Annotated in this window: 21 protein-coding genes; 13 read left to right on the forward strand and 8 right to left on the reverse strand. The window is 60.2% G+C overall.

Annotated elements, in window-relative coordinates; all coding sequences use genetic code 11:
• The first annotated feature begins 88 nt into the window (after positions 1-88).
• Complete coding sequence (kdsA, locus tag AC1DWZ_RS22950) at positions 89-934, forward strand: 3-deoxy-8-phosphooctulonate synthase (protein WP_477171280.1); 846 nt, start codon at positions 89-91, stop codon at positions 932-934.
• Between the two features lie 107 nt (positions 935-1041).
• Positions 1042-2211 (forward strand): acyl-CoA dehydrogenase family protein, encoded by a 1170-nt coding sequence (locus tag AC1DWZ_RS22955; RefSeq protein WP_477171281.1) that lies wholly within the window; start codon positions 1042-1044, stop codon positions 2209-2211.
• A gap of 93 nt (positions 2212-2304) precedes the next feature.
• Here AC1DWZ_RS22955 and AC1DWZ_RS22960 read toward each other — a convergent pair whose 3' ends face one another.
• The 4 genes from AC1DWZ_RS22960 to AC1DWZ_RS22975 all read right to left on the reverse strand — a co-directional run bounded on the left by AC1DWZ_RS22960 (position 2305) and on the right by AC1DWZ_RS22975 (position 8335).
• Positions 2305-4326 (reverse strand): SPFH domain-containing protein, encoded by a 2022-nt coding sequence (locus AC1DWZ_RS22960; protein ID WP_477171282.1) that lies wholly within the window; start codon positions 4324-4326, stop codon positions 2305-2307.
• A 216-nt stretch (positions 4327-4542) separates the two neighbouring features.
• On the reverse strand, positions 4543-6873 hold the full coding sequence (locus AC1DWZ_RS22965; RefSeq protein ID WP_477171283.1) for an aminotransferase class III-fold pyridoxal phosphate-dependent enzyme: 2331 nt from the start codon (positions 6871-6873) through the stop codon (positions 4543-4545).
• A 108-nt stretch (positions 6874-6981) separates the two neighbouring features.
• Complete coding sequence (locus AC1DWZ_RS22970) at positions 6982-7455, reverse strand: hypothetical protein (RefSeq protein ID WP_477171284.1); 474 nt, start codon at positions 7453-7455, stop codon at positions 6982-6984.
• Positions 7442-8335, reverse strand: a complete 894-nt coding sequence (locus AC1DWZ_RS22975; RefSeq protein ID WP_477171285.1) for a LysR substrate-binding domain-containing protein — start codon at positions 8333-8335, stop codon at positions 7442-7444. Before AC1DWZ_RS22975 ends, AC1DWZ_RS22970 begins: the two co-directional genes overlap by 14 nt.
• A 110-nt stretch (positions 8336-8445) precedes the next feature.
• On the opposite strand from AC1DWZ_RS22975, the gene AC1DWZ_RS22980 reads away from it, so the two are divergent.
• Genes AC1DWZ_RS22980 through phnY form a run of 3 tightly spaced genes read left to right on the forward strand, consistent with a single transcriptional unit; the run spans position 8446 to position 12277 of the window.
• Positions 8446-9576, forward strand: coding sequence for a 2-aminoethylphosphonate--pyruvate transaminase (locus tag AC1DWZ_RS22980; RefSeq protein ID WP_477171286.1), 1131 nt, complete (start codon positions 8446-8448; stop codon positions 9574-9576).
• A gap of 11 nt (positions 9577-9587) precedes the next feature.
• Positions 9588-10838, forward strand: a complete 1251-nt coding sequence (gene phnA / locus AC1DWZ_RS22985) for a phosphonoacetate hydrolase (RefSeq protein ID WP_477171287.1) — start codon at positions 9588-9590, stop codon at positions 10836-10838.
• 11 nt (positions 10839-10849) lie between these two features.
• Entirely contained in the window at positions 10850-12277 is a 1428-nt protein-coding gene (gene phnY, locus AC1DWZ_RS22990) for a phosphonoacetaldehyde dehydrogenase (protein ID WP_477171288.1), read from the forward strand.
• Here phnY and AC1DWZ_RS22995 read toward each other — a convergent pair.
• On the reverse strand, positions 12243-13190 hold the full coding sequence (locus AC1DWZ_RS22995; RefSeq protein ID WP_477171289.1) for a LysR substrate-binding domain-containing protein: 948 nt from the start codon (positions 13188-13190) through the stop codon (positions 12243-12245). The two genes, phnY and AC1DWZ_RS22995, sit on opposite strands and share 35 nt — an antisense overlap.
• A 100-nt stretch (positions 13191-13290) precedes the next feature.
• Between AC1DWZ_RS22995 and tmpA the strand changes: the two genes are divergently transcribed.
• Positions 13291-14448, forward strand: a complete 1158-nt coding sequence (gene tmpA, locus AC1DWZ_RS23000) for a 2-trimethylaminoethylphosphonate dioxygenase (protein ID WP_477171290.1) — start codon at positions 13291-13293, stop codon at positions 14446-14448.
• A complete protein-coding gene (locus AC1DWZ_RS23005) occupies positions 14445-14987 on the forward strand; it encodes an HD domain-containing protein (protein WP_477171291.1) in 543 nt (180 codons plus the stop codon). The genes tmpA and AC1DWZ_RS23005 overlap by 4 nt, the downstream gene beginning before the upstream one ends.
• Here the strand turns inward: AC1DWZ_RS23005 and AC1DWZ_RS23010 are convergent.
• Complete coding sequence (locus AC1DWZ_RS23010) at positions 14984-15469, reverse strand: transcriptional repressor (RefSeq protein WP_477171292.1); 486 nt, start codon at positions 15467-15469, stop codon at positions 14984-14986. The two genes, AC1DWZ_RS23005 and AC1DWZ_RS23010, sit on opposite strands and share 4 nt — an antisense overlap.
• A 208-nt stretch (positions 15470-15677) precedes the next feature.
• On the opposite strand from AC1DWZ_RS23010, the gene AC1DWZ_RS23015 reads away from it, so the two are divergent.
• Genes AC1DWZ_RS23015 through AC1DWZ_RS23030 form a run of 4 tightly spaced genes read left to right on the forward strand, consistent with a single transcriptional unit; the run spans position 15678 to position 19104 of the window.
• Positions 15678-16601, forward strand: a complete 924-nt coding sequence (locus tag AC1DWZ_RS23015; RefSeq protein WP_477171293.1) for a precorrin-2 dehydrogenase/sirohydrochlorin ferrochelatase family protein — start codon at positions 15678-15680, stop codon at positions 16599-16601.
• A 4-nt stretch (positions 16602-16605) separates the two neighbouring features.
• Entirely contained in the window at positions 16606-16929 is a 324-nt protein-coding gene (locus AC1DWZ_RS23020) for a DUF2849 domain-containing protein (RefSeq protein ID WP_477171294.1), read from the forward strand.
• Between the two features lie 14 nt (positions 16930-16943).
• Positions 16944-18626, forward strand: a complete 1683-nt coding sequence (locus AC1DWZ_RS23025) for a nitrite/sulfite reductase (protein WP_477171295.1) — start codon at positions 16944-16946, stop codon at positions 18624-18626.
• Positions 18589-19104, forward strand: a complete 516-nt coding sequence (locus tag AC1DWZ_RS23030; protein ID WP_477171296.1) for a DUF934 domain-containing protein — start codon at positions 18589-18591, stop codon at positions 19102-19104. Before AC1DWZ_RS23025 ends, AC1DWZ_RS23030 begins: the two co-directional genes overlap by 38 nt.
• Before the next feature lie 108 nt (positions 19105-19212).
• On the opposite strand, the gene AC1DWZ_RS23035 is transcribed toward AC1DWZ_RS23030, so the two are convergent.
• A complete protein-coding gene (locus AC1DWZ_RS23035) occupies positions 19213-20658 on the reverse strand; it encodes a cryptochrome/photolyase family protein (protein ID WP_477171297.1) in 1446 nt (481 codons plus the stop codon).
• A gap of 125 nt (positions 20659-20783) precedes the next feature.
• Between AC1DWZ_RS23035 and AC1DWZ_RS23040 the strand changes: the two genes are divergently transcribed.
• Together AC1DWZ_RS23040 and AC1DWZ_RS23045 are read left to right on the forward strand one after the other, a co-directional pair.
• Positions 20784-21563: a 5'-methylthioadenosine/adenosylhomocysteine nucleosidase gene (locus tag AC1DWZ_RS23040; RefSeq protein WP_477171298.1), complete on the forward strand. Its 780-nt coding sequence runs from the start codon at positions 20784-20786 to the stop codon at positions 21561-21563.
• Entirely contained in the window at positions 21560-21793 is a 234-nt protein-coding gene (locus AC1DWZ_RS23045) for a hypothetical protein (RefSeq protein ID WP_477171299.1), read from the forward strand. The genes AC1DWZ_RS23040 and AC1DWZ_RS23045 overlap by 4 nt, the downstream gene beginning before the upstream one ends.
• Here the strand turns inward: AC1DWZ_RS23045 and AC1DWZ_RS23050 are convergent.
• The gene (locus tag AC1DWZ_RS23050; RefSeq protein WP_477171300.1) at positions 21787-22209 is read right to left on the reverse strand and encodes an HIT domain-containing protein; all 423 of its coding nucleotides are present in this window, start codon (positions 22207-22209) and stop codon (positions 21787-21789) included. The genes AC1DWZ_RS23045 and AC1DWZ_RS23050 overlap by 7 nt on opposite strands.
• Position 22210 lies beyond the last annotated feature (1 nt).

Consider the following 22210-nt stretch of genomic DNA (forward strand, 5'->3'; position numbering starts at 1 on the left):
GGCTCTGAAGGGGCCACGCATGAGCGTAACTCTCTTGCTGAGCGTTGCCGCCGCAATGTGGCAGAAGATCCAATAGGCTGTTGCGAAGATGACCACAATCCGCGTTGGAAAGATCGACATCGCCAATGAAAAGCCGATGGTGATGATCGGCGGCATGAATGTCCTGGAAGACCGCGACACGGCCTTCCGCGTGGCTGAGGCTTTCTGCGAGGCAACGCAGCGTCTCGGCATTCCGTACATTTTCAAGGCCTCCTACGACAAGGCCAATCGCTCGTCGATCCATTCCTTCCGCGGCCCCGGCCTTGATGACGGTCTGAAGCTGCTCGGCGATATCAAGAAACATTTCGGCGTGCCGGTTCTGACCGATGTGCATACTGTCGAGCAGGCAGCGCCCGTCGCTGCCGTTTGCGATGTGTTGCAGATCCCGGCTTTCCTCGCGCGCCAGACCGATCTGGTCGACGCCATGGCACGGACCGGCGCGATCATCAACATCAAGAAACCGCAATTCCTGAGCCCGCCGCAGATGAAGAACATCGTTGAGAAGATCCGGGAATGCGGTAACGAGAAAATCCTGCTCTGCGAGCGGGGCAGCAGCTTCGGCTACGATAACCTCGTGGTCGACATGCTCGGCTTTCGCACCATGAAGACGATCAGCAACAACCTGCCGGTCATTTTCGATGCGACCCACGCCTTGCAGATGCGAGATCCCATGGCTGGGGCGTCCGGCGGACGCCGCGCCCAGGTTGCCGAACTGGCTCGTGCCGGCTTGGCGGTGGGTATCGCCGGTCTCTTCATCGAAGCCCACCCGGATCCCGACAACGCCAAATGCGACGGTCCCTGCGCGCTGCCGCTGGCGAAACTGCCCGCCTTCCTGGAACAGATGAAGGCGCTGGACGATCTTATCAAGGGCTTCGCGCCACTCGATATCCGTTAAGAAACGAGCGCTGAGTGAGGTGGCGCAGCTGTATATAGCTGCGATTGCCCGCCCAAATTCCACCCTCTATGATGCGTTTCGGAACGCGGTCTAGGGGAGTGGCATTCATGGATTTCAAATTGAGCGCGGATGAACGCGCCGTCCAACAGCGCGCGCGGGCGTTTGCCGAACAGCATCTATTCCCCCATGAGATCGCCTGCGACGAGCGCAAGCTTGGCCAGGACACGTTGGTCGGCATCCGCCAGCAGGTGATCGCCCATAAGCTCAACGGCTATATCCACGCCGTCGCGGATGGCGGGCAGGGCTATACGCCCATGCAGCAGATCCTGGTGGCCGAGGAAATTGGCAAGGCCAGCTGCGGTATGTGGACTGTGGTGTGGAAGGCCTCAACGCCGTTGCGACGTGGCACAGCCTGGCAGCGCGAGACTTTCCTGCTGCCGTTCAATGCTGGCAAAGGCCGGTCGTGCTTCGCCATCACCGAAGAGGGTGCCGGTTCTGATCCATCTCTGGTGAAGACCAGTGTGGTGCGGCGGGGTGGTAAGTGGGTGATCAACGGCGAGAAATGGTTCGTGACGTCGGCCGATGCCTCGACCGTGGTCATCGTCCATGCCCATGTCGATGGCGATCCGGCAAAGCCGACCTTGTTCATCGTCGACATGGATCAGCTGGGCGTCATCATCAAGCGCATTCCGCAATTTATGCATTCCTATCTCTACGAACATTACGAGATGGTGTTCGACAATGTGGAGGTCGACGACAACAGGCGCTTGGGCGAGGTGGGTCAGGGTTTCGATCTGACCAAGGAATGGTTCACGGAGACCCGCGTCGAAATCGCCGCGCATTGCCTGGGGGCGGCCATCCGCGCCACCGAGATCGCCAATGATTATGCGGCCGGCCGCATCCAGTTCGGCAAGCCGATCCGCGATTTCCAGGCGATCGAATTCATGCTGGCCGACATGGCGGTCGAGATCATGGCGGCCAAATCCTTTCTCTATCGCGTTGGTGCCGAGCTCAATGAGGGCATGGACCCGAAGTTGATGCATGCCAAGGCTTCGGCGTTGAAGCTTTACAATTCCGAAATGGCGGGGCGCGTGGTGGACAAGGCGCTGCAGATTCTAGGTGGTCGCGGGTATATGCGCGAGAATCCGGTTGAACGCCTTTATCGCGACGTCCGCGTGGACCGTATCTGGGAAGGCACCTCGGAAATCCAGCGCGTGATCATCGCGGGCCAGATCAAGAAGCGCGGGCTGGGGATCTATACGGGATGGGGGGAGTAGACTGGCGGTCGCGCCCGCCTCGCCGGATCGATTGCATCGGATGAAAAATCATCTGATGGCATATCAATCCGGCGATCTCTCAGGCTGACACTATCAGGCGGCGTTACGCCCGCCGTTTGTCTTCGCATGATCGGCGGTCAGCGAAGCGGTCGGTTCGCCCACCTTCTCGGCGAGCAGCACGGAAAGCAAGGCCTGCATGACGTTGCCACCACCCGCGCCGGACTCGCCGCCATTGATGGCGATACGCGGCACGATATCGACGCCCGATTTCTCCAGCGCCTCGGCAAACCGGTCAGCGATCTGACGGCTGAGCTGATAACGTGCACCGCCAGATGCTTCGACCTGTTTGGCGATCGCCTCCGCTTCGGCCAAGCCTACGCGTGTTACGCGCTCAGCTTCTGCGCTGGCCATTGCGACAACGCGCTTGGCTTCACCTTCGCCCAACAGGCTGATTCGGTCCGCCTCTGCTTGTGCCAGAGTACGAGTCTGGTCCGCCTCCTGCTGCGAGCGGGCAAGGCTGGCTTTACCCTGGTTCTCCTGGATCTTGATCGAGAGTTCGCTTTGCGTAATTTCGGTTTGCTGTTTTGCTCGTGCTTCGGCTTCACGCAATTCACGCTCCTTCTGCGCTGCGATCGCTTGCCGCTCATATGTGCCAACCTGTTCATCGGCGATCTGCCGCTGACGAAGCTGAATGAGAATTCGCTCAATCTGTTCGCCCCCGGTCGCACCGGCGGCCGGCGTACCGATCAGCACCTCTTGAAGTTCGAGATTGTATTGCGCAAATTTGCTTTTCATCTCGGCGCCCGATGATTGCTGGATTTCTGCGCGCTCCTGCAGCAATTGGATCAGGGTTCTGGTCTGCGCCACGTTCTTGAAATAGGCGGAAACCATGGGATCCAGCGTCTGCTCGACAAGCTTCTTGATGTCGCCAAAACGCTGCACGACGAGCGGCGCCTTGCGATAGTCGATGTGAACGACCACGGACAGTGGCAGCGTAGGTTCGAATGCATCTCGGGTAATCAACGAAACCTCTGCGAGATTTTCGTCATATTTGTGCGAGCCGGTCGCGGCATGATCCCATTTCAAGATGAAATTGGTCGTGGGCACGGTCAACACCTTACCGGCGTAAGTATTGAAAGCGTATTTGCCGGGCAGGAGCGGCTCGCTCCAAACGCCTCGCTTGCCACGGTCGACCAGTTCGCCGTGACGATACTCGGTGCCGGACGTGTCCAGGCCGTCGTCACCGGTGTAAGAAACGACGACGCCGACATGGCCAACTTCAATCACGGTCTTGGATATGCGCTCGGCAGTGGCAAAGAGTCGATTGATGTAGTAGGTGCCTTCGACCAGGACTTGTAGCTGGCGACCACGGCAGCCACCTGCCGCCAAAAATCGTTCCGGGTCCTGAAAATTGTTGTGGAACGTGGCTGGGTCCGCCTGATTGTCGCCAACCGTTGCCGCGATGATCTGGCCGGCCGGCAAAGCCGGGCCGTCATGGACGGTGACAACGCCGATCGCGTCGTTTGCGTCCTTGATCACGACGGGCTCAAAACCAATGCGCTCGTCGAGCAACGCACGCATGCGATCAAACAGTTCAGTTTCACGCGCTTCCAGTTCAAGCGCATAGACCTTGTCATGTGTAAGAATGATGAACAGTGCAAGATTGATGGCATAAGTGCCTTCTCGCAAGATCTTGCGCTGCGGCCCTTTCTGGCCGCCATTGGCCAGGAAGTGTTCAGCGTCCTGGAAGTTGTCGGCGGCGACGTTGCTGGCCAGAGTCTGGGTCGCAGGCAATGATTGTCCATCGCGCGCAAAGACATATCCAATCTGGCCCTGTGGGATCGTTACGAGCTGCACATGATGCAGACGGTATTGAAACGGCAGGAAGAAATGGAAACCACCGCGCAGGACCAGCGGCTGATAACCCGCCTCGCCATTCAGCGCAATCAAGCCGGATTCGACTGAGCCGTTGATGCTCCATAGCTTCTCGACAATGGCGATGCCGTTGTTCGGAATATAGCGGACCACGCCCGCCACGCTGATCAAGATGAGTGCAAGCACTGCGCCACCGGCGGGCAGCAGCCAGCCGGGCACGTAGGGAATTAGTTCGTTCATGATAGAAGGAACCTCAGGGGGCAAAATCCGGCCCGACGGAAGGGCGTGTGCTCAACAGGCACTCGCCCGGGGTGAGAATTCGATTTGGGATACTCAACCCCACGCTTCAATACGGTGTATCCATAATTTTACGTAACGAAAGAACAGCAATCTTTGCGACTGCGACTGCGTTGCAATATCCCGAGGGTTGGCCGCTTGGGCCTGTGCTTCCGGCGGCTACAAATTGCCTAAGGCGCGGTCCAATGCAGACACCGCCAGATCCGCATGCTCGCGTTGGAACACGATCGGCGGGCGGATTTTCAGGATGTTGCCCAGCACACCTTCGCTGCCGATGAGGATGCCTTCGTCGCGCATCAAGTTGAGGAGGCGCTTGGTCTCGGCCGTTGCCGGCGCCAGGGTCTTGCGGTCGGTGACCAGCTCGACGCCGAGTGCCAGGCCGGTTCCGCGCACATCGCCGATAAGGTCGTGCTTGGCCATCAGCCCCTTGAAGCCTTGCTTCAGATAGTCGCCGGTTGAGCTGGCATTGGCGATCAGGCCTTCGCCCACGATGACATCCAGTACCGCCAGGCCGGCGGCGCAGGAGACATTGTTACCGCCGAAGGTGGAAAAGAAGGAAGTTTCCTTGAGGAAGCATTCCATGATTTCAGGCGTCGTGATGACGACACCGAGCGGATGGCCATTTCCGGCCGGCTTGCCGATGGTGACGATGTCCGGCACGACGCCATGATGGGTGTGGCCCCACATGAAGCTGCCCATGCGGCCGAAACCGGATTGCACCTCGTCGCCAATGCACAGACCACCGGCAGCGCGCACCTTGGCAAAGACGGTGGCGAGATAGTCTTTCTGCGGCTCCAGCACGCCATTGGTCATGAAGGCGGAATCGACCATGAAAGCGGCAGGCTTCATGCCCGCAGCGGCCAACGAGGCAATGGCTTCGTCGGCATGGGCCGCATAGCGAAGCCCAAGGTCCGGCGTGCCGTAACGATGCGCGCCGCGATAGCCGTCGGGTGCCACGAGTGTACGCATATGCGGCGCGAGCTTGCCGGTGAGGCTGCCCGACGGCGAGAAGGCGTCGATCGCCTCCGTGATGCCGTGATAGGCATATTCCATGGTGAGGCCGCCAGGGTTGCCGGTATAGGCCTTGGCCATGCGCCAGGCGATGTCATTGGCTTCGGAGCCAGAATTGACGAAGGCGCAGACCTTGAGTTTGCCAGGCAGGGTGGCGCCCAGCCTTTCACTATAGTCCAGTACCTGTTCGCCCAGATAGCGCGTATTGGTGTTGAGCGTCCGGATCTGGCGCGTGAGGGCCTCGACCACATGCGGGTGGCAATGCCCGACATGGGGTACATTGTTGTAGCAATCGAGATAGCGGCGGCCGCCGGCATCGGTCAGCCACACACCTTCGCCGCGCACCATGTGCAGAGGCGGATCGTAGAAGACATAGAGACGCGATCCCATCGCAGCCTTGCGCCGGTCGATGAGGGTATCGACACTATCGGCCGCGTTGCGGCGGGCAGGCAGCCCGCAAGCCGCACGCACGGCATCGGTGAAGGCGTCGCGGCCGATGCGCCGGATTTCCGCGCAGACCTCGAGGCCAGCCTCGCCATACTCAGCCATGTAATTGGGCTCGTCCGGCGTTTCCTTGGCGCGCACCGCGTTGGTGAGCGGCGTCAGCAGCAGCCGGGTGAGGACCAGATCATAGACAAGCTCGATTTCGGCCGGTTCCAGCGGGGTTACGGCGTGATAGCCGGCGACGATGGCATGCAGGACGTCGAGAACCTTCGCGGGGTTGACGGCAAAGTCAGCGACCGTGTCCGCGACATCCATGATCAACGGCCCGTGGATCATATCGCCGAAATCGATAATGCCGGCTATCTCGAGCGGTGCCGCATGGGTGAGGATCAGATTATGTTCGTGGACATCGCCATGAATGAGCTGGGCGCGGAGATGGGGGAGGCGGGGCAGGACCTTCTCGGCAAAATGAGTGAGGATGTCACGGGCGATCTCAGGATGTTCCCGGCCTTTGAGCAGATCGACATGGGGCAGCAGGCGCGGCGCCATGCGCACGTCCCACAGCAAATCGCGGCCACCAGCCGCCGGATGAAAGAAGCCGCGCATGGCTTTTCCCAGCCGCGCCACGATGGTACCGATCTTGCCATAGAGCACTTCATCCAGTGTGGCCGTGCCGGCGATCTGGCCTTCCAGGAAAGAGAGGACGTGGAAGAGGTGCGTCGTGCCGTCTGCTGCCTGGATGTGGACGTGAGTGGCGCCGCTTGTGGTGCGGCGCACCCGTGGTACCGGCAGGTCGGGATCGACATTGGCGATATGCAGCAAAGTCTCTATCTGGCAATCGATGATGGCCGGATCTTCCGCCGCATTGGCGATCTTTACGACCCAGGCTTTGCCATTGGCCTCGCGCAGGCGCGTGTTCTGGTCACGCTCGCTGTAAAGCGGCTCAAGCATGCCCGTCAGGCCAAAATGCTGCTGGGCCAGTTGCTCGATTGCAGTGATCGGAAAATGCGGCGCATTGGCGCGCAGGAACTTCATGATTGGATACTCCCGGTTGGCGGCGCAGCCTAAGGGGCCGCCCCCGGCAGCGTCAATGTATGGGAGTGTGGGAGGGGGTGGGATCAGAACGCATGGCGGCGTCCTGACTTAGAGGCAATGCTCCATCAGCCCATCCAAGGCTGTGGCAGCATCCGAGAAGGTATAGCGTTCGCGCCAGCCGATGGCGGAGATGGCCATTTCCAGTTGATGGCTTGCCTTGACGCTGTCGAAGATGCGGCCGAGCGCCATCTGCTGATTGAGGTCGGTGGCCTCGAACCACAGATCGACATCCTTCGCCTTCAGGGTGACGCTGTCGCGACTGCCGTCGATGACGATATTGAGGGAATAATGCTCGTCATCGCGGATGAGGATGCGGAAACTCGGCATGCGCATGACAATGCCGCCGACATAGCCGGTCTGGGTCTTGCGGCAGAAAAAGCCAAAGAGCTCGTTCTTGCCGGTCACCAGATTTGCATAGACGACGTTCTTGTCGCTGTTGCGTTCCCATTCCGCGGCGTCCTGGGCAGCGGCAGGCTGTGCCAGGAAAGGCAGCAGGGCGAGCAGGAAACTAAAGCGTGCCACGGCTATCACCGGCAGTCTCCTTGGCAACCTCGAGGAAGGCCTTGACCAGCGGTGTCGTGCGGCGGTCGGTGAGGCAGGCAACGAATTCGGTCGATTTGATGCGCGGGCCTTCGAATTCCAGCGCTTTCAGCCGCATATCATCGCCGAATTCCGAGCGTGCAACGATGCCGATGCCAAGGCCGGCGGCAACGCCTTCACGGATCGCCTCGCGGCTGCCGATCTCCAGCACCTCGCCGGTCTGGATACCGGCCTTGAGGATAGCCGCATCGAAGGCGCGCCTTGTGGTCGAGGCTGGCTCGCGCAGGACCAGACGGTGGCCCGCGAGCTCTTCCAGGCGGATCCTGCGTTTCCTGGACCAGGGATGTGCGCGGTCGACGAAGGCGATGAGGTAGTCTTCCTGAAAAGGGAAGGCGAACAGCTTGCTGTCGCCGCCGATGTCGGCCGCAATGATGACATCGAAACGCTGGTCGATGAGGTCCGATTTAAGCCCCGCCGAATTGCCGATCGACATGGAAAGCCGGACATTGGGGTAGCGCCGGTTGAAGGCGGCGAGGAACGGGATGGAATGGTAGGGCGCGTCGGCCCCGATCCGCAGATGCCCGCGCTTCAGGCCCTTGGCGGCGGTCAGCACCTGTTCCGCTTCCGCCTCCAGCCCGAAGAGGCGCCAGGTGATGTCGAGGAGATTGCGGCCGATGTCGGTGAGTTCGATCTTGCGCTTCCTGCGGTCGAACAGGCGGACGCCGAATTGTTCTTCCAGGCCTTTGACCTGCCCGGAGAGGGTCGGCTGAGTCACATTGAGGGTGCGGGCGGCTTTGGTGAAGCTGCCGTCGGTCGCAACCGCATGAAAGGCCCGCAGGGCTGAGTGACTTATTGATGTCATCTATAGGTCGGATCGTATATAGCGATTGGACTTATGCTAGGGCCCGGGCCATCCTGCTGCAACACAAATCGGCGTATGCTTTCGCCACCTTTGCTCGAGGAACGTTCGATATGGCCCAAGATCCCTGGCTGCTGACCCCTGGCCCGCTCACCACCTCCATGACCGTCAAGCAGTCGATGCTCCATGATTGGGGATCGCGTGATGCCGGTTTCATCGCCATCAACGACCATATGCGCCAGCGCCTGGTGGCGCTCATCGGCGGTGAGGGCGTCTTTACGACCGTGCCGATGCAGGGCAGCGGGACGTTCGCGGTCGAAGCCATGATTGGCACCTTCATCGGCCCCAAGGACAAGCTGCTGATCCTTATCAACGGCGCCTATGGCAAACGCATGGAGAAAATCTGTGCGGTTGCGAAGCGTTCTCACGCAACCTTGGAGTGGGCGGAGGACCTGCCGGTCGATCCCAATCTGGTAAAACTGGCGCTCGCCCGCGACCCCAACATCACCCATGTCGCCATCGTTCAATGTGAAACCACGTCGGGTGTCTTGAATCCGGTCGCTGAAGTGGCGCAGATCGTGGCCGACGCCGGCAAGCGCATGCTGGTCGATGCGATGAGTGCCTTTGGCGCCCTGGACCTCGACAGCCGCAAGGTGCAGTACGATGCGCTGGCGGCGTCCTCCAACAAATGCATCGAGGGGGTGCCGGGCCTGGGCTTCGTCTTGAGCCGCATTTCGGCCCTGGAGAAGACCCAGGGCAATGCTCATGCGCTGACCCTCGATCTCTTCGATCAATGGCAGAATATCGAGAAGACCAAGCAGTATCGCTTCACACCGCCCATCCATTGCATCGTCGCTTTCGACCAGGCGTTGGCCGAGCATGAAGCAGAGGGTGGCGTTGCCGGCCGTGGCGGTCGTTACCGTAACAACTGCAAGATCCTCGTCGACGGCATGCGCCGCATGGGGTTCGAAACCCTGCTGCCGGATCATTTGCAGGCGCCGATCATCGTCACCTTCCATATGCCGGCCGACGCGAATTTCGTCTTCCAGACCTTCTACGACAAGCTGCGTGAGCGGAACTTCGTGATCTATCCAGGCAAGCTCACCGTGGCAGACTCCTTCCGCATCGGGTGCATCGGCCGTCTGGGAGAAACTGAGATGAAAGCTTTCCTGGCGGCTGTGACCGCCGTTCTTGCCGACATGAATGTCGCCAGCGGCGCACCTGCCCGCAAAGCGGCGGAATAAGGACTGAACTTATGAAATCGATCACCGTCAACGGGAAGAACTATGCCTGGCCGCAGGAACCGATCGTCGTCGTTTGTGTCGATGGCTGCGAGCCAGACTATCTCAAGGAAGCCTTGAAGGCCGGCGTCATGCCCTGGTTGAAGAGCGCCATCGCCATGGGCAGCGACCTCATCGGCGACTGCGTGGTGCCGAGCTTCACCAATCCCAACAATCTGTCGATCGTCACCGGTGCGCCGCCATCTGTTCATGGTATCTGCGGCAACTACCTCTTCGACCGTGAGAGCGGGAAAGAGGTGATGATGAACGATCCAAAATTCCTGCGCGCCGACACGATCCTCGCGGCCTTTGCACGTGAGGGCGCCAAGGTCGCGGTGATCACCGCCAAGGACAAACTGCGGCTGCTGCTGGGTAAGGGCCTGAAGGGCATTTGTTTCTCAGCCGAAAAGGCCAATGAGACCACAAAAGCCGATCATGGCATCGACAATGCCCTGACCTTTGTTGGCCTGCCTTTGCCGTCGGTCTATAGCGCGGACCTGTCGGAGTTCGTCTTTGCCGCCGGCGTCAAGCTGATGCAGAGCGAGCAGCCGGATATCATGTATCTCTCCACCACCGATTACATCCAGCACAAGCATGCTCCAGGCACACCGGTCGCCAATGAATTCTACCGGATGATGGACAGCTATCTCGGCCAAATCGAAGCCATGGGCGCCACCATCGTCTTCACCGCAGACCATGGCATGAACGATAAGCACGGTGCCGACGGGCAGCCGCAGGTGATCTATCTGCAGGATACGCTGGATGAGTGGCTGGGTGCCGGTGTTGCCCGCGTGATCCTGCCGATCACCGACCCCTATGTGGTGCATCACGGCGCCCTGGGTTCGTTCGCGACGATCTATTTGCCGGACACTGTCGATCAAAAGGGCATCATCGCGCGTCTCGCCAAACTGCCGGGCATGGAACTGGTGGTGGACCGGGCCGACGGCTGCCGCCGCTTCGAATTGCCGGAAGACCGGGTCGGCGACGTCATTGCCGTGTCAGCCAAGAACTTCGCCTTGGGCACGGCGGTTACGAAGCATGATCTGTCCGGTCTCACGGTGCCGCTCCGCTCGCATGGCGGCCTCACCGAGCAGCAGGTGCCGGTCATCGTCAACCGCAAGCTCAAAGCGCTGCCGGCCGGCTATCGCCTGCGCAATTTCAGCGCCTTTGACCTCGCCTGCAACTATGCCATCTCCGCGGTTCAGCCGCAGAAGAAAGCCATCTGAGGAAACGGATCATGGGTATCCTGCGCAAAGAGAAGATGCGGATGGTCGCTAGCTCGACCTCGGGCGATCGTCATTTTGAGATCTTCAATCCCTATACCAACGATGTCATCGGCACTTGCCCGAAGGCGAGCCTTGACGATATCGCAGCCGCGTTCAAGACGGCAAAGAACTACAAAGCGAGCTTAAGCCGTGCAGAACGCAGCCAGATCCTGCGCAAGACGGCCGACATCCTGGTCAGCCGCCGGCAGGAAATTGCCGAGCTGATCACGGCGGAATCCGGCCTCTGCATCAAGGACACGCTCTACGAAGTCGGCCGCGCCTATGATGTGTTCCATCTGGCGTCCAGCCTGGTGCTGAAAGACGATGGCGAGATCTTCTCTTGCGATATCACGCCCCATGGCAAGAAGCGCCGCATCTATACCCAGCGTGACCCGTTGCTGGGTGCCATTTCGGCGATCACGCCATTCAATCACCCACTCAACCAGGTGGCACACAAGGTGGCGCCGTCGATTGCCACCAACAACCGCATGGTGTTGAAACCCTCGGAAAAGACGCCGCTCACTGCTTTGGTGCTGGCGGACGTGCTTTACGACGCCGGCTTGCCGAAGGAAATGTTCCAGGTTGTCACCGGCGATCCGCGCGAGATTGCGGATGCGCTGCTGGTCGATCCCAACGTCGATCTCATCACCTTTACCGGCGGCGTTTCGGTCGGCAAGTATATCTCGAAGACCATGGGATATCGTCGTGCGGTGCTGGAACTGGGTGGCAATGATCCGCTGATCGTCATGGAGGATGCCGATCTCGAAGAAGCGGCGACCCTGGCGGTTGCCGGTTCCTATAAGAATTCCGGCCAACGCTGCACGGCCGTGAAGCGCATGATCGTGATAGAAAGCGTCGCTGATCGTTTTGTTGAATTGCTGCTGGAGAAGACAAAGAAGATCAAATATGGCGATCCCATGGATCCGGAGACGGATATGGGCACCGTCATCGATGAGGCTTCTGCCAAATATTGCGAAGAAAAGGTCAACGATGCGGTGATGCATGGGGCGAAGCTGCTCTACGGCAACATCCGCAAAGGCGCGCTCTATTCGCCGACCGTCGTCGATCATGTGCCCTATGATTGCGACCTGGTCCGTATCGAAACGTTCGGTCCGGTCTCGCCGGTCATTCGCGTGAAGAATATCGACGATGCCATTCGCGTCTCCAATTCGACCGCCTATGGCCTCTCATCGGGTGTCTGCACCAACCGTCTCGATTATGTCACGCGCTTCGTGAAGGAGCTTGAAGTCGGCACGGTCAATGTGCGTGAAGTGCCGGGCTACCGCATCGAAATGTCGCCCTTCGGCGGGATCAAGGATTCTGGCCTTGGCTACAAGGAAGGCGTCATCGAGGCGATGAAGTGCTTCACGAACGTGAAGACTTACTCCCTGCCTTGGTAATCTGGGCCCTGGCAGGCTTGGCAAGCTGGGGCGTGATTTGCGATAGCAACCACGTCTTGAAGGCCAGTACCTTGCGCGCCTCGGCATTGCGCTTGCGGTGCACCACCCAGTAGCCGGCCCCTGTGGTGACTTGCTGCGGGAACGGTGCCACCAGCCTGCCATCCGCCAGCTCACGTTCTATGAGGGGTGAACGGCCGAGCGCCACGCCGCGACCCTCCAATGCCAATTGAATCGCCATCACCGACTGATCGACGGCAATCCGATGCTGCATCCAGTCGAAAGCAATGCCGGCCGCCGTCAGCCAGTCGGACCAGCCCTGGGCATAGCCCGGCACGTCGATGAGATCGTGTCGCGCCAAATCCTTGGGCGTCTTGAGGGCCGGCTTGCGTTTGAGGAGGTCCGGGTGGCAGACCGGAAAGATCCGCTCCGCGACCAGCAGGGTGGCGTCGAGATATGGCCAATCGCCGCTGCCGTAGCGAATTTCGATTTCGGCGGTCGAGCGGTCGCTTTCAATAGGTTCCGCCGTTGCCGACACCTGCACAGTGAGAGTCGGGTGATGCGCGCGGAAGCCATCCAGCCGGTTCATCAGCCACTGACTGCCGAAGGAGGTCGTCACCTTCACATTCAACGTCTGGCCGCGGCGCGATGGGAGGGAATCGTCAATAGCCTCATGCAGCAGGGTAAGGGCGTTGGTCAGTTTCGGCGCCATCAGCGCACCACTGGCGGTCAATGTCAGCCGCCGGTTGGCGCGCTTGAACAAGGCGCGGCCGAGATAGGCTTCGAGCGACGTGATCTGCTGGCTCACGGCCGAGGCGCTGATATTGAGCTCGGCCGCCGCCCGCGTCATGCTGAGATGGCGGGCAGTGGCCTCAAAGGCGCGCAACCAGGGGAAAGGGGGTGGGGCAGGGCGCATGTACGGATAGGATTATCTATTAGTGGTACTTAATGATGGACCAAGTTAGGCTCATTTGTCTGATGCGGCAATCTTGATCATCATGTTGCGAGAACTTGGCATGAGCGGGGCGGATATGATCGCGAATCTGGCGAATACCGGTGCGGCGCTGACCGTCACCTGGCAAGGCGGCGAAACGGTCACCTTTCCCGCGATCTGGCTGCGCGACAATTGCCGTTGCGCCGTCTGCCGGCATCCCGGCAACGGGCAGCGGCTTTACGAAATCACCGATCTGCCGGCTACCCTGAAGATCGAGGAGGCCACCCGTCAGAGTGACGGCGGCATCAAGATCGTTTGGGCGCCGGACAATCACGTGACGAGCTTCTCGGAGGCTTGGCTCGTCGAGCACGATCTCTCGGCCGCGGCCCGCAAGGCGCGCAAGAAGAAGCCGACTCTGTGGAACAAGAGCATCGGTAACGCCAAGCCGGTCGGCGATTGGCGGCAGATGGTGACCAACCCTGCTGCTGAACTGGCGTTTCTCGATGCCTATCACGCCCATGGGTTCGGTCTCATCCGCCATGCGCCGACTGTGCCGGAAACCGTGCTCGCCATCGGCAATCATCTGGGCTTCGTGCGCGTCACCAATTACGGCGCGCTGTTCGATGTGATGTCGGTGCCCAACCCCAACAACCTAGCCTTCACGCCCATAGGCCTTGGTGTTCATTCCGACAATCCCTATCGCGATCCGACGCCGGGCGTGCAGCTGCTGCATTGTCTGGAATCGGATGCGCCGGGCGGCGACACGTTGCTGGTCGACGGCTTTAACGCAGCGACCATCCTGCGCCGTGAAGATCCGGCTGCCTTCGATCTGCTGACCAGGATCCCGGTCAATTTTCGCTTCCGTGCCGAAGATGCCGAACTCAATGCCAGGCAGACCTTGATCTCGGTCGATGAGGATGGCGCCATTGTCGGCGTTCACTTCAACAACCGTTCGCTGGATTGGCTGGATGCACCGTCGGAGATGGTCGAGCCCTGGTTTGCGGCCTATCGCAAGCTTGCCGACATTTTGCACAGGCCGGAGGGTGAACTCATCTTCCGCCTGGAGCCCGGAGATTGCGTGGTGATGCAGAATGATCGCGCGCTGCATGGCCGGACCGCCTTCGATCCGTCACGCGGCCGCCGTCATTTGCAGGGATGTTATGTCGACAAGGACGGTATGGACAGCCGGGCACGGGTGCTGCGCCGGCGTCTCGCCGAGCAAAAGGAAGTTGCCGCATGAACACGATGCGGGCCATTCGCGCGGCGTTCGACAAGCGGGGCCAGGACAGTTATGGCGAAGGCGTCAGCCAGCTCGACCATGCCCTGCAATGTGGCCTGTGCGCCGAGCGCGACGCGGCAACACCGGCGATGGTGGTTGCGACCTTGCTGCACGATATCGGCCACATGCTGCATGACCTCCCGGACGACATCGCAGATCACGGGGTCGATACGCAGCATGAGAGCCTGGGCTCTGCCTGGCTCTCCCAGCATTTCGGGCCGGAGGTTTCAGAACCCGTCCGCCTCCATGTGCCGGCCAAGCGCTATCTCGCCACGAAGGAGAAGGGCTATTTCGAGCTGCTTTCCGAAGCCTCGGTGCTATCGCTGAAGCTGCAAGGCTGGCTGATGAACGAGGCTGAGATCGCAGCCTTCGAGCGAGAAGCCTATTATCGCGACGGCATTCAGCTGCGGCGCTGGGACGATGAGGGCAAGATCGCAGGCATGGCAGTACCCGACCTCAGCCATTTCGACCTTTACATCGAGCAGTGCCGCAACGCTTAGGCGGCCTTGCTGCAATTGGGGCACAGGCCCTGCAATTCGATGGTGAGGCGGCTGACGGTGAAACCGGCCGTGGCGGCACTCTTCTTGACGGCGGACGAGATCCCCTGGTCCTGGAGTTCTACGGCGCCATGGCATTTGGTGCAGATCAGGAATTGGCTCACATGCCGGTTTTCCGGATGATCGCAGCCGATGAACGCGTTGAGGCTTTCCAATTTATGGATAAGCCCTTGTTCCATCAGGAAATCCAGGGCGCGATAGACGGTGGGGGGTGCCGCACCCCGGTCGCCCTCGCGCAGATGATCGAGAATGGCATAGGCGCCGATCGGCTGATGGCTGTTCCAGATCAGCTCCAACACCTTCCGCCGCAGCGGGGTCAGGCGCGCGCCGCGCTCATCGCACAGGGTTTCCGCGCGCGAGAGGGCTTCGCTTTGGCAATGCGCATGGTCGTGGGGCGCCGTGGCACGGCTGGCTGATCTGTCCATCTTCGCAACGTCCATTCGGTCGAGTCAGATACTATTATAGCGGCTTGGGTTCAGGTGGTCGCGGTGTTAAAATATCTCACACTAGTGTGAATAATAATTTTACAGTGTAGAATTGCGTTGACGGTGTCGGACAGCGGTATATATCAGGCAATAACAATCCAGAAGAAGTCTGGATATATCCCACTTCACTTGTGTGAATAGGCCCAAGATGCGTGCGTTTCCGCTCTTTGTGCGGCTTGAGAAGCGACCCGTCTTGCTGGTCGGCGGCGGTGAGATGGCCGCGGCGAAATTGCGCCTGTTGCTGTCGGCCCATGCCGCTGTGACACTGGTTTCGCCTGCGGTCGTACCGGAGATCGCTGTGCTGATCGCCGATGGTCAGTTGGACTGGCAATCAAGGGACTTCGTTGCCACCGATATCGTCGGCCACAATCTGGTGTTCAGCGCGACTGAGGACGATACGCTGGATCTTGCCGTATCAGCGGCTGCGCGCCGCGCCGGAATCCTGGTCAATGTGGTCGACCGTCCGGAGCTTTCCGATCTCATCATGCCGGCGATTGTCGATCGCGACGAGATCGTCGTGGCGATTTCGACCAACGGCGGCTCGCCGGTTCTCGCGCAGAGGATTCGTGCTGCGGTCGAGGTCGCCATTCCCCACGGCATCGAGCGGCTTGTTAGTTTTGCACGACGCTTCCGGGGTGCCGTTCACGCGCGCATCGCCGATCACGACAGCCGCCGCCGCTTCTGGGCCGGTTTCTTCGACGGCCCCATTGCTGCAGCTTTGCTGGCCGGGCAGGAACGCCAAGCCGCGCGCGAAGTGATCCGCGCCATCAACGGCAAGGACGCCCTGGCGCCGAATGCTGGAATCGTCACTGAATTGACCGTCGATATGAATGATCCTGATCTGATGACACTTGGCGATCTGCGCGCCTTGCAGCAGGCGGACCTGGTTCTGTTCGATACCCGCATAGCCCCTGCCATCGTCGACATGGCGCGCCGCGATGCGCGCCGGCAGGTATGGGATGCCAATGGCGAGCAAATGATGGCGCGCGCGCGCGCCGCCGGCCAGCGGATTGTTCTTCTGAAGGCGCGCTCAAACCATGTTCTGCCCGCGCTGGCGGCGAATTCGAGGTGATGTGATGGCTAACGATCGTCCACTCAATCAGATGGTAACGGCGCAGTGGCTGCTCGGCGGTGAATCCATCTATTGGGTTGCCGGCAAGGGTTGGTCCGATTCCTTTGCCGAAGGCACCGTCTATGCCGACCAACCTTCAGCTGATGCAGCGTTGGCCGAGGTGCAGGAATTCGTGAAGCAGCGCGTGGTCGTTGGTCCCTATCTCATTGAGGTCGAAGTGGACAATGACGGGCCGAAACCGACCAGTGCGCGCGAACGTATCCGCGCTGCGCACAATGCGACCTTCGATATCGATCACGGGTCCTGGACGGCTCGGATCGCAGATTAAAGAGAGTAACGGCGATGTATCGCTACGACCAGTTTGATGCCACCTTCGTCCGTGAGCGGACCGAGCAGTTCCGCGGCCAGGTCGCGCGGCGCTTGGCCGGCGAGCTGACCGAGGAAGAGTTCCGTCCACTGCGCCTGAAGAACGGCCTCTATCTGCAGCTCCATGCCTACATGCTGCGCGTGGCCATTCCCTATGGCGAATTGTCGTCAACGCAGATGCGCAAGCTCGCCTTCATCGCGCGCCGCTACGACAAGGGTTATGGCCATTTCACGACCCGGCAGAACATCCAGTATAACTGGCCGCGTCTCGATGATGTGCCGGATCTGCTGGCGCATCTCGCCGAGGTCGAGATGCATGCCATCCAGACCAGCGGCAACTGCATCCGCAATGTGACGGCGGATCATTTGGCTGGCGTAATACCCGATGAAGTCGACGATCCGCGCGTTTGGGGCGAAATCATCCGCCAATGGTCGACCCTGCATCCGGAATTCAGCTATCTGCCGCGCAAGTTCAAGATTGCCGTGATCGGCACCGATACCGATCGGGCCGCGATGCGCACCCATGACATCGGCCTGAAGATCGTGCGCAACGATGCCGGCGAGATGGGCTTTGCCTTCTATACCGGCGGTGGCCAGGGCCGCACGCCGATCATCGGTCCGCTGGTGAAGGCCTTTGTCGCCAAGGAAGATCTGCTCTCCTATCTCGATGCGACGTTGCGCGTCTACAACATGCATGGCCGCCGCGACAACATCTACAAGGCGCGTATCAAGATTCTGGTCCAGTCGCTGGGTGCCGAAGAGTTCGGGCGTCAGGTCGAAGAAGAATGGCTGCGCATCAAGGACACGGTCCTCAAGCTACCGGACGTCGAAGTGGCGCGCATCCGAACCTATTTCGCGCCGCCGGCTTACGAAAAGCTGCCGGCCTATATTCCCGAATTTGAGGCGAAGAAGAAGGCCGATGCCGATTTCGGCCGCTGGGTGCGCGCGAACACGGATGTGCACAAGGTCGACGGCTATATCGCAGTCTCGGTCTCTCTGAAGCCGGTTGGGGCGGCGCCAGGCGACATGACAGCCGATCAGATGGATCTGATGGCCGATCTCTCTGACGCCTATAGTTTTGGCGAGATCCGCGTCACGCATCGCCAGAATTTGGTGCTGCCCAATGTGCGCAAGCAGGACCTTTTCGATCTTTGGACGAAGCTCAAGGCGGTTAATCTGGCGGAGCCCAATATCGGCTTCGTGAGCGATATCATCGCCTGCCCGGGGCTTGATTATTGCAACCTCGCCAACGCGCGTTCGATCCCGGTGGCGCAGCGCCTGTCGCGCCGTTTCAGCGATCCGAAGCGCCTCAGCGATATCGGTGAACTGCGCCTCAATATCTCGGGCTGCATCAATGCCTGCGGCCACCACCATGTCGGCCATATCGGCATCCTGGGCGTCGATAAGAAGGGCGAGGAATTCTATCAGGTGACCTTGGGCGGCTCATCTGCCGAGGACATCTCGATCGGCAAGATCCTAGGTCCGGCTTTCTCGTATGACCAGATCACCGACGCTATCGAGACGGTGATCGACACCTATATCGATCTGCGCAGCGAACCCAGCGAACGTTTCATCGACACCTACCGTCGCGTCGGCATCGAACCCTTCAAGGAGAAGGTCTATGGTAGTTCTAAAGAACGGCGTCCCGCAGCCGAATGAATGGGTGCGGGTGGCGGATGACGCCACGCTGCCGGACGGTGCCAAGGTCATCGTCTCGTTCGAGCGCTGGCAAGCCGAGCGCGATGCCCTGCGTCAACGCAACAGCGCCATCGGCGTCTCGCTGAAAGGCGACCAGTCGCCGTTGCTGCTGGCCGACGATCTCGACCGGATTTCACTGGTGGCACTCGAGTTTCCGAAATTCACGGATGGTCGCGCCTTTTCCTATGCGCGGGTGCTGCGCGATCGCCTTGGTTATCGCGGGGAAATCCGCGCCATTGGTCAAGTGCTGCGCGATCAGTATCTGTTCATGCTGCGCGTCGGCATCGACACGATCGAGCCGCCGGCAGAGAAGCGCATTGAGGGTTATGCCGAGGCCTTGAAGGAATTCTCGGTGTTCTATCAGCCGACCAACGATCACCGTGAGACCGCCCTGCGCCTGCGCCATGGCTTGAACCAGGTGGCTTCCGCCGCCGAATAAGCGGATTGTGTGTTTCCTCGAAAAGCCCGCGACTGCATGGTCGCGGGCTTTTTTTGTCTCTAGAACAACGTGCGTTGCTTGGCTTTCGGTCTCGACGCCGGCACCTCTTTAGTCTTGTTGCTTTTCAAGCCCCCGGTAGAGAGCCAGCGCACGGAGGCGGGCCTCAGCGTGATCGACAATCGGAGCAGGATAATCGCGGCCAAGTGCAATACCGGCAGCCGCGAGATCGGCATGTGGTGCTACCGCAGGTTCATGAATGAATTTTGTCGGCAGTTGGCGTAGTTCCGGAACCCAGCGGCGAACATAGCTGCCATTGGGATCGAATTTGATGCCTTGCGTGGTCGGGTTGAAGATGCGGAAATAGGGAGCTGCATCGGCCCCGGAACCGGCAACCCATTGCCAGTTGCCGGCATTCTGGGCGAGGTCGGCATCGACCAGCGTATCCCAGAACCAAGCTTGGCCCTCACGCCAATCGGTCAACAGGTCCTTGATGAGGAACGAGGCAGCGATCATGCGGACGCGGTTGTGCATCCAGCCGGTGGCCCACAATTCGCGCATGCCGGCATCAACGATCGGATACCCGGTTAAGCCTTTCTGCCACGCAGCCAGATGGTGCGCCGACCTTTCGAATGGAAAGCTGTTAAACAGCGGGCTCCAGTTCTCCGCCGGCAGCTTTGGAAAGTGATAAAGCAGATGCGTATTGAAGTCGCGCCAGCCGAGTTCGCGCAAAAAGCCGTTCTCGACTGGATTGCCGTCGTCGGCCAGGCGCCGCCAGATGTCATGAACACTAATCTCGCCCCAGGCGAGATGAGGACTTAGGCGGGATGTGCCGGCGATGTCGGGCCGGTCGCGGTGGCTACCGTAATCTGTGAGCTTGCCCCTCAGCGCCTCCATCAGAGCAAAGGCGCCGGCTTCACCTGGCTCCCAATGGTCGTTCATTCGGGTAGCCCACGGTGCCGTCACCTGGAAATCGGCGAGACGGGCGGAGTTCGGCCAGACGCTGGGCGTAGCCAGGCTCTTGGGCGCAGCATATTTCGCCGGGGGCCGGTAGCTCTTGACGAGACGCCGCCAGAAAGGCGTGAAGACCCGGAACGGATCACCGGTGAGGGTCTTAAGAGCCCAGGGCTCGTGGAGATGGTTGCCTTCATGCTCCAGCACCTCAATGCCGCGGCTGCCGAGTTCGTTTACGATGGCGGCATCTTGGGCGAGGTCGTGTGGTTCGAACCTGCGGTTGAAGTGTATCTGCCTGGCGCCAGTTTCCTCGACCAGCGCCAGGAGTTGATCGAGGGCACTGCCGTGCCGCAGGACGAGTTTCGATCCACACCTCTCGAACGCAGCCGCGAGGGCGATTAAGCTTCGGCCGCGCCACCAGCTCGACGCGCCGCCGATTTTTCGGCGACAAACGCCATTGCGCCTCGGATATCTGACTTCTTCCTCGTCGACGAATACGGGAATGAGCGGATTTCCCGTTGCCGCGGCTGCAGCTAGGGCCGGATTGTCGGAAAGCCGCAGATCGCGGCGCAACCAAAGCAAGATCGGGGCGGAGACGGGCATTCCAAAACCTATTTAGAACGATATATTGATACGGTTCGGATGCCGGTGCGGATCACCGGTATAGACGCCGTCACCGGTCATGATTACGATTCCTCTGCAACTGTACCATTCAACAGACCGAGATCATGTCGAACGCGAACGCTCCTCTTGCCGTGATTTGCGCGATGGCGGAAGAAAAAGCCGCACTCAGGGAGCTCATGACGTTCGTCGAAACGCGGGAACTGCTGGGCCGGACCATTACTCTGGGTCAATTGGATGGACATGATGTGGTCGTCGCTGAAAGCGGGGTGGGGAAGGTTGCCTCGGCAGTGATCGCAGCCTTGCTGGCGCGGGAATTTGCCTGCCGTGGCCTGGTGGTGAGCGGGGTGGCCGGTGGGCTCGATCCGGACCTGCACATAGGCGATACCGTCATCGCGCATTCCCTCGTGCAACATGATTACGGGCACTTGCAGGACAGTGCCCTGACATCCTACCGGCCAGGTGTTCCGCCGCTGGGCGAACACCGGCGCGATTTCTCTTTCGATATGGAACCTGATCTTGCTCGCCGCCTTACGTTGGCAGCGGCCGAGATTGCACTTCCCGATCTGCCGGCGGACCTGCTGCCATCCGCATCCCACAGCGATCGCCGGCGCCGCGTGCTGATGGGGCGCATCCTGAGCGGTGATCAGTTCATCAACAGCGAGCTGGTGCGGCGGCGCCTGCATGCCGAATTTGCGGCGCATGCCGTCGAGATGGAGGGCGCCGCGGTGGCGCAAGTGGGGGCCTTGTTGGGATTGCCGGTGGTCGTGGTGCGCTGTCTCAGCGATCTTGCCGGCGCTGATAGCCATCTCGATTTTCCGCGCTTTGTCACGGCGGTGGCACCGGCGGCTGCGACGGTCCTGCGCCGTATCATCCGGGAGCTTTGAGCGTGATCGGCGGCCCGGGCTTGTTTGTCAGCCTCTCTGTTTTTGCCGTTGCGCTGGCAGTGACGGTGCTTGCCAACCTGCAGATGCGCCAGCCTTATGAACGGCGCATTCACGGCGTGCCTTGGCTGGCCTTGCAGTTCATTGCCATCGCCATCTGTTTTGTGATGGCCGCCCACCTCATTTCAATATTGATGGGCCACGATCTGCATAGCAGCCGCCTGGCCTACTGAGCGAGCCGCAACACACTATGCCAAAGGGTCACCTCTGCCTTGGCATCAGCGTCAGCAAAGGGCTCTGTAGGATGCACTCCCCAGATCGGCCGCGGCCAGGCAGGGTCGCTGGTGAAGCGGGCGATGACATGGACATGCAGCTGCGGCACCACATTGCCAAGGGCAGCTACGTTGATTTTGTCAGGTGTATGGATCTGGCGCAGGGCGTGGCTCGCCTTAGCGATCTCCCTCATCAACTGCTGCTGGTCATCTTCCGCAAGATCAATGATCTCGCGAATGCCGGCACGTTTCGGGACCAGGATGAGCCAAGGATAGGTGCGGTCGTTCATGCGCAGCAGGCGGCACAGCGCCCAGTCGCCGATGACCATCGTATCTTTGGTCAATTGTGGGTGCAGGATGAAAGTCTCGGCCGTCAAA

Source organism: Dongia sp. P2_B8 (assembly GCF_056404715.1).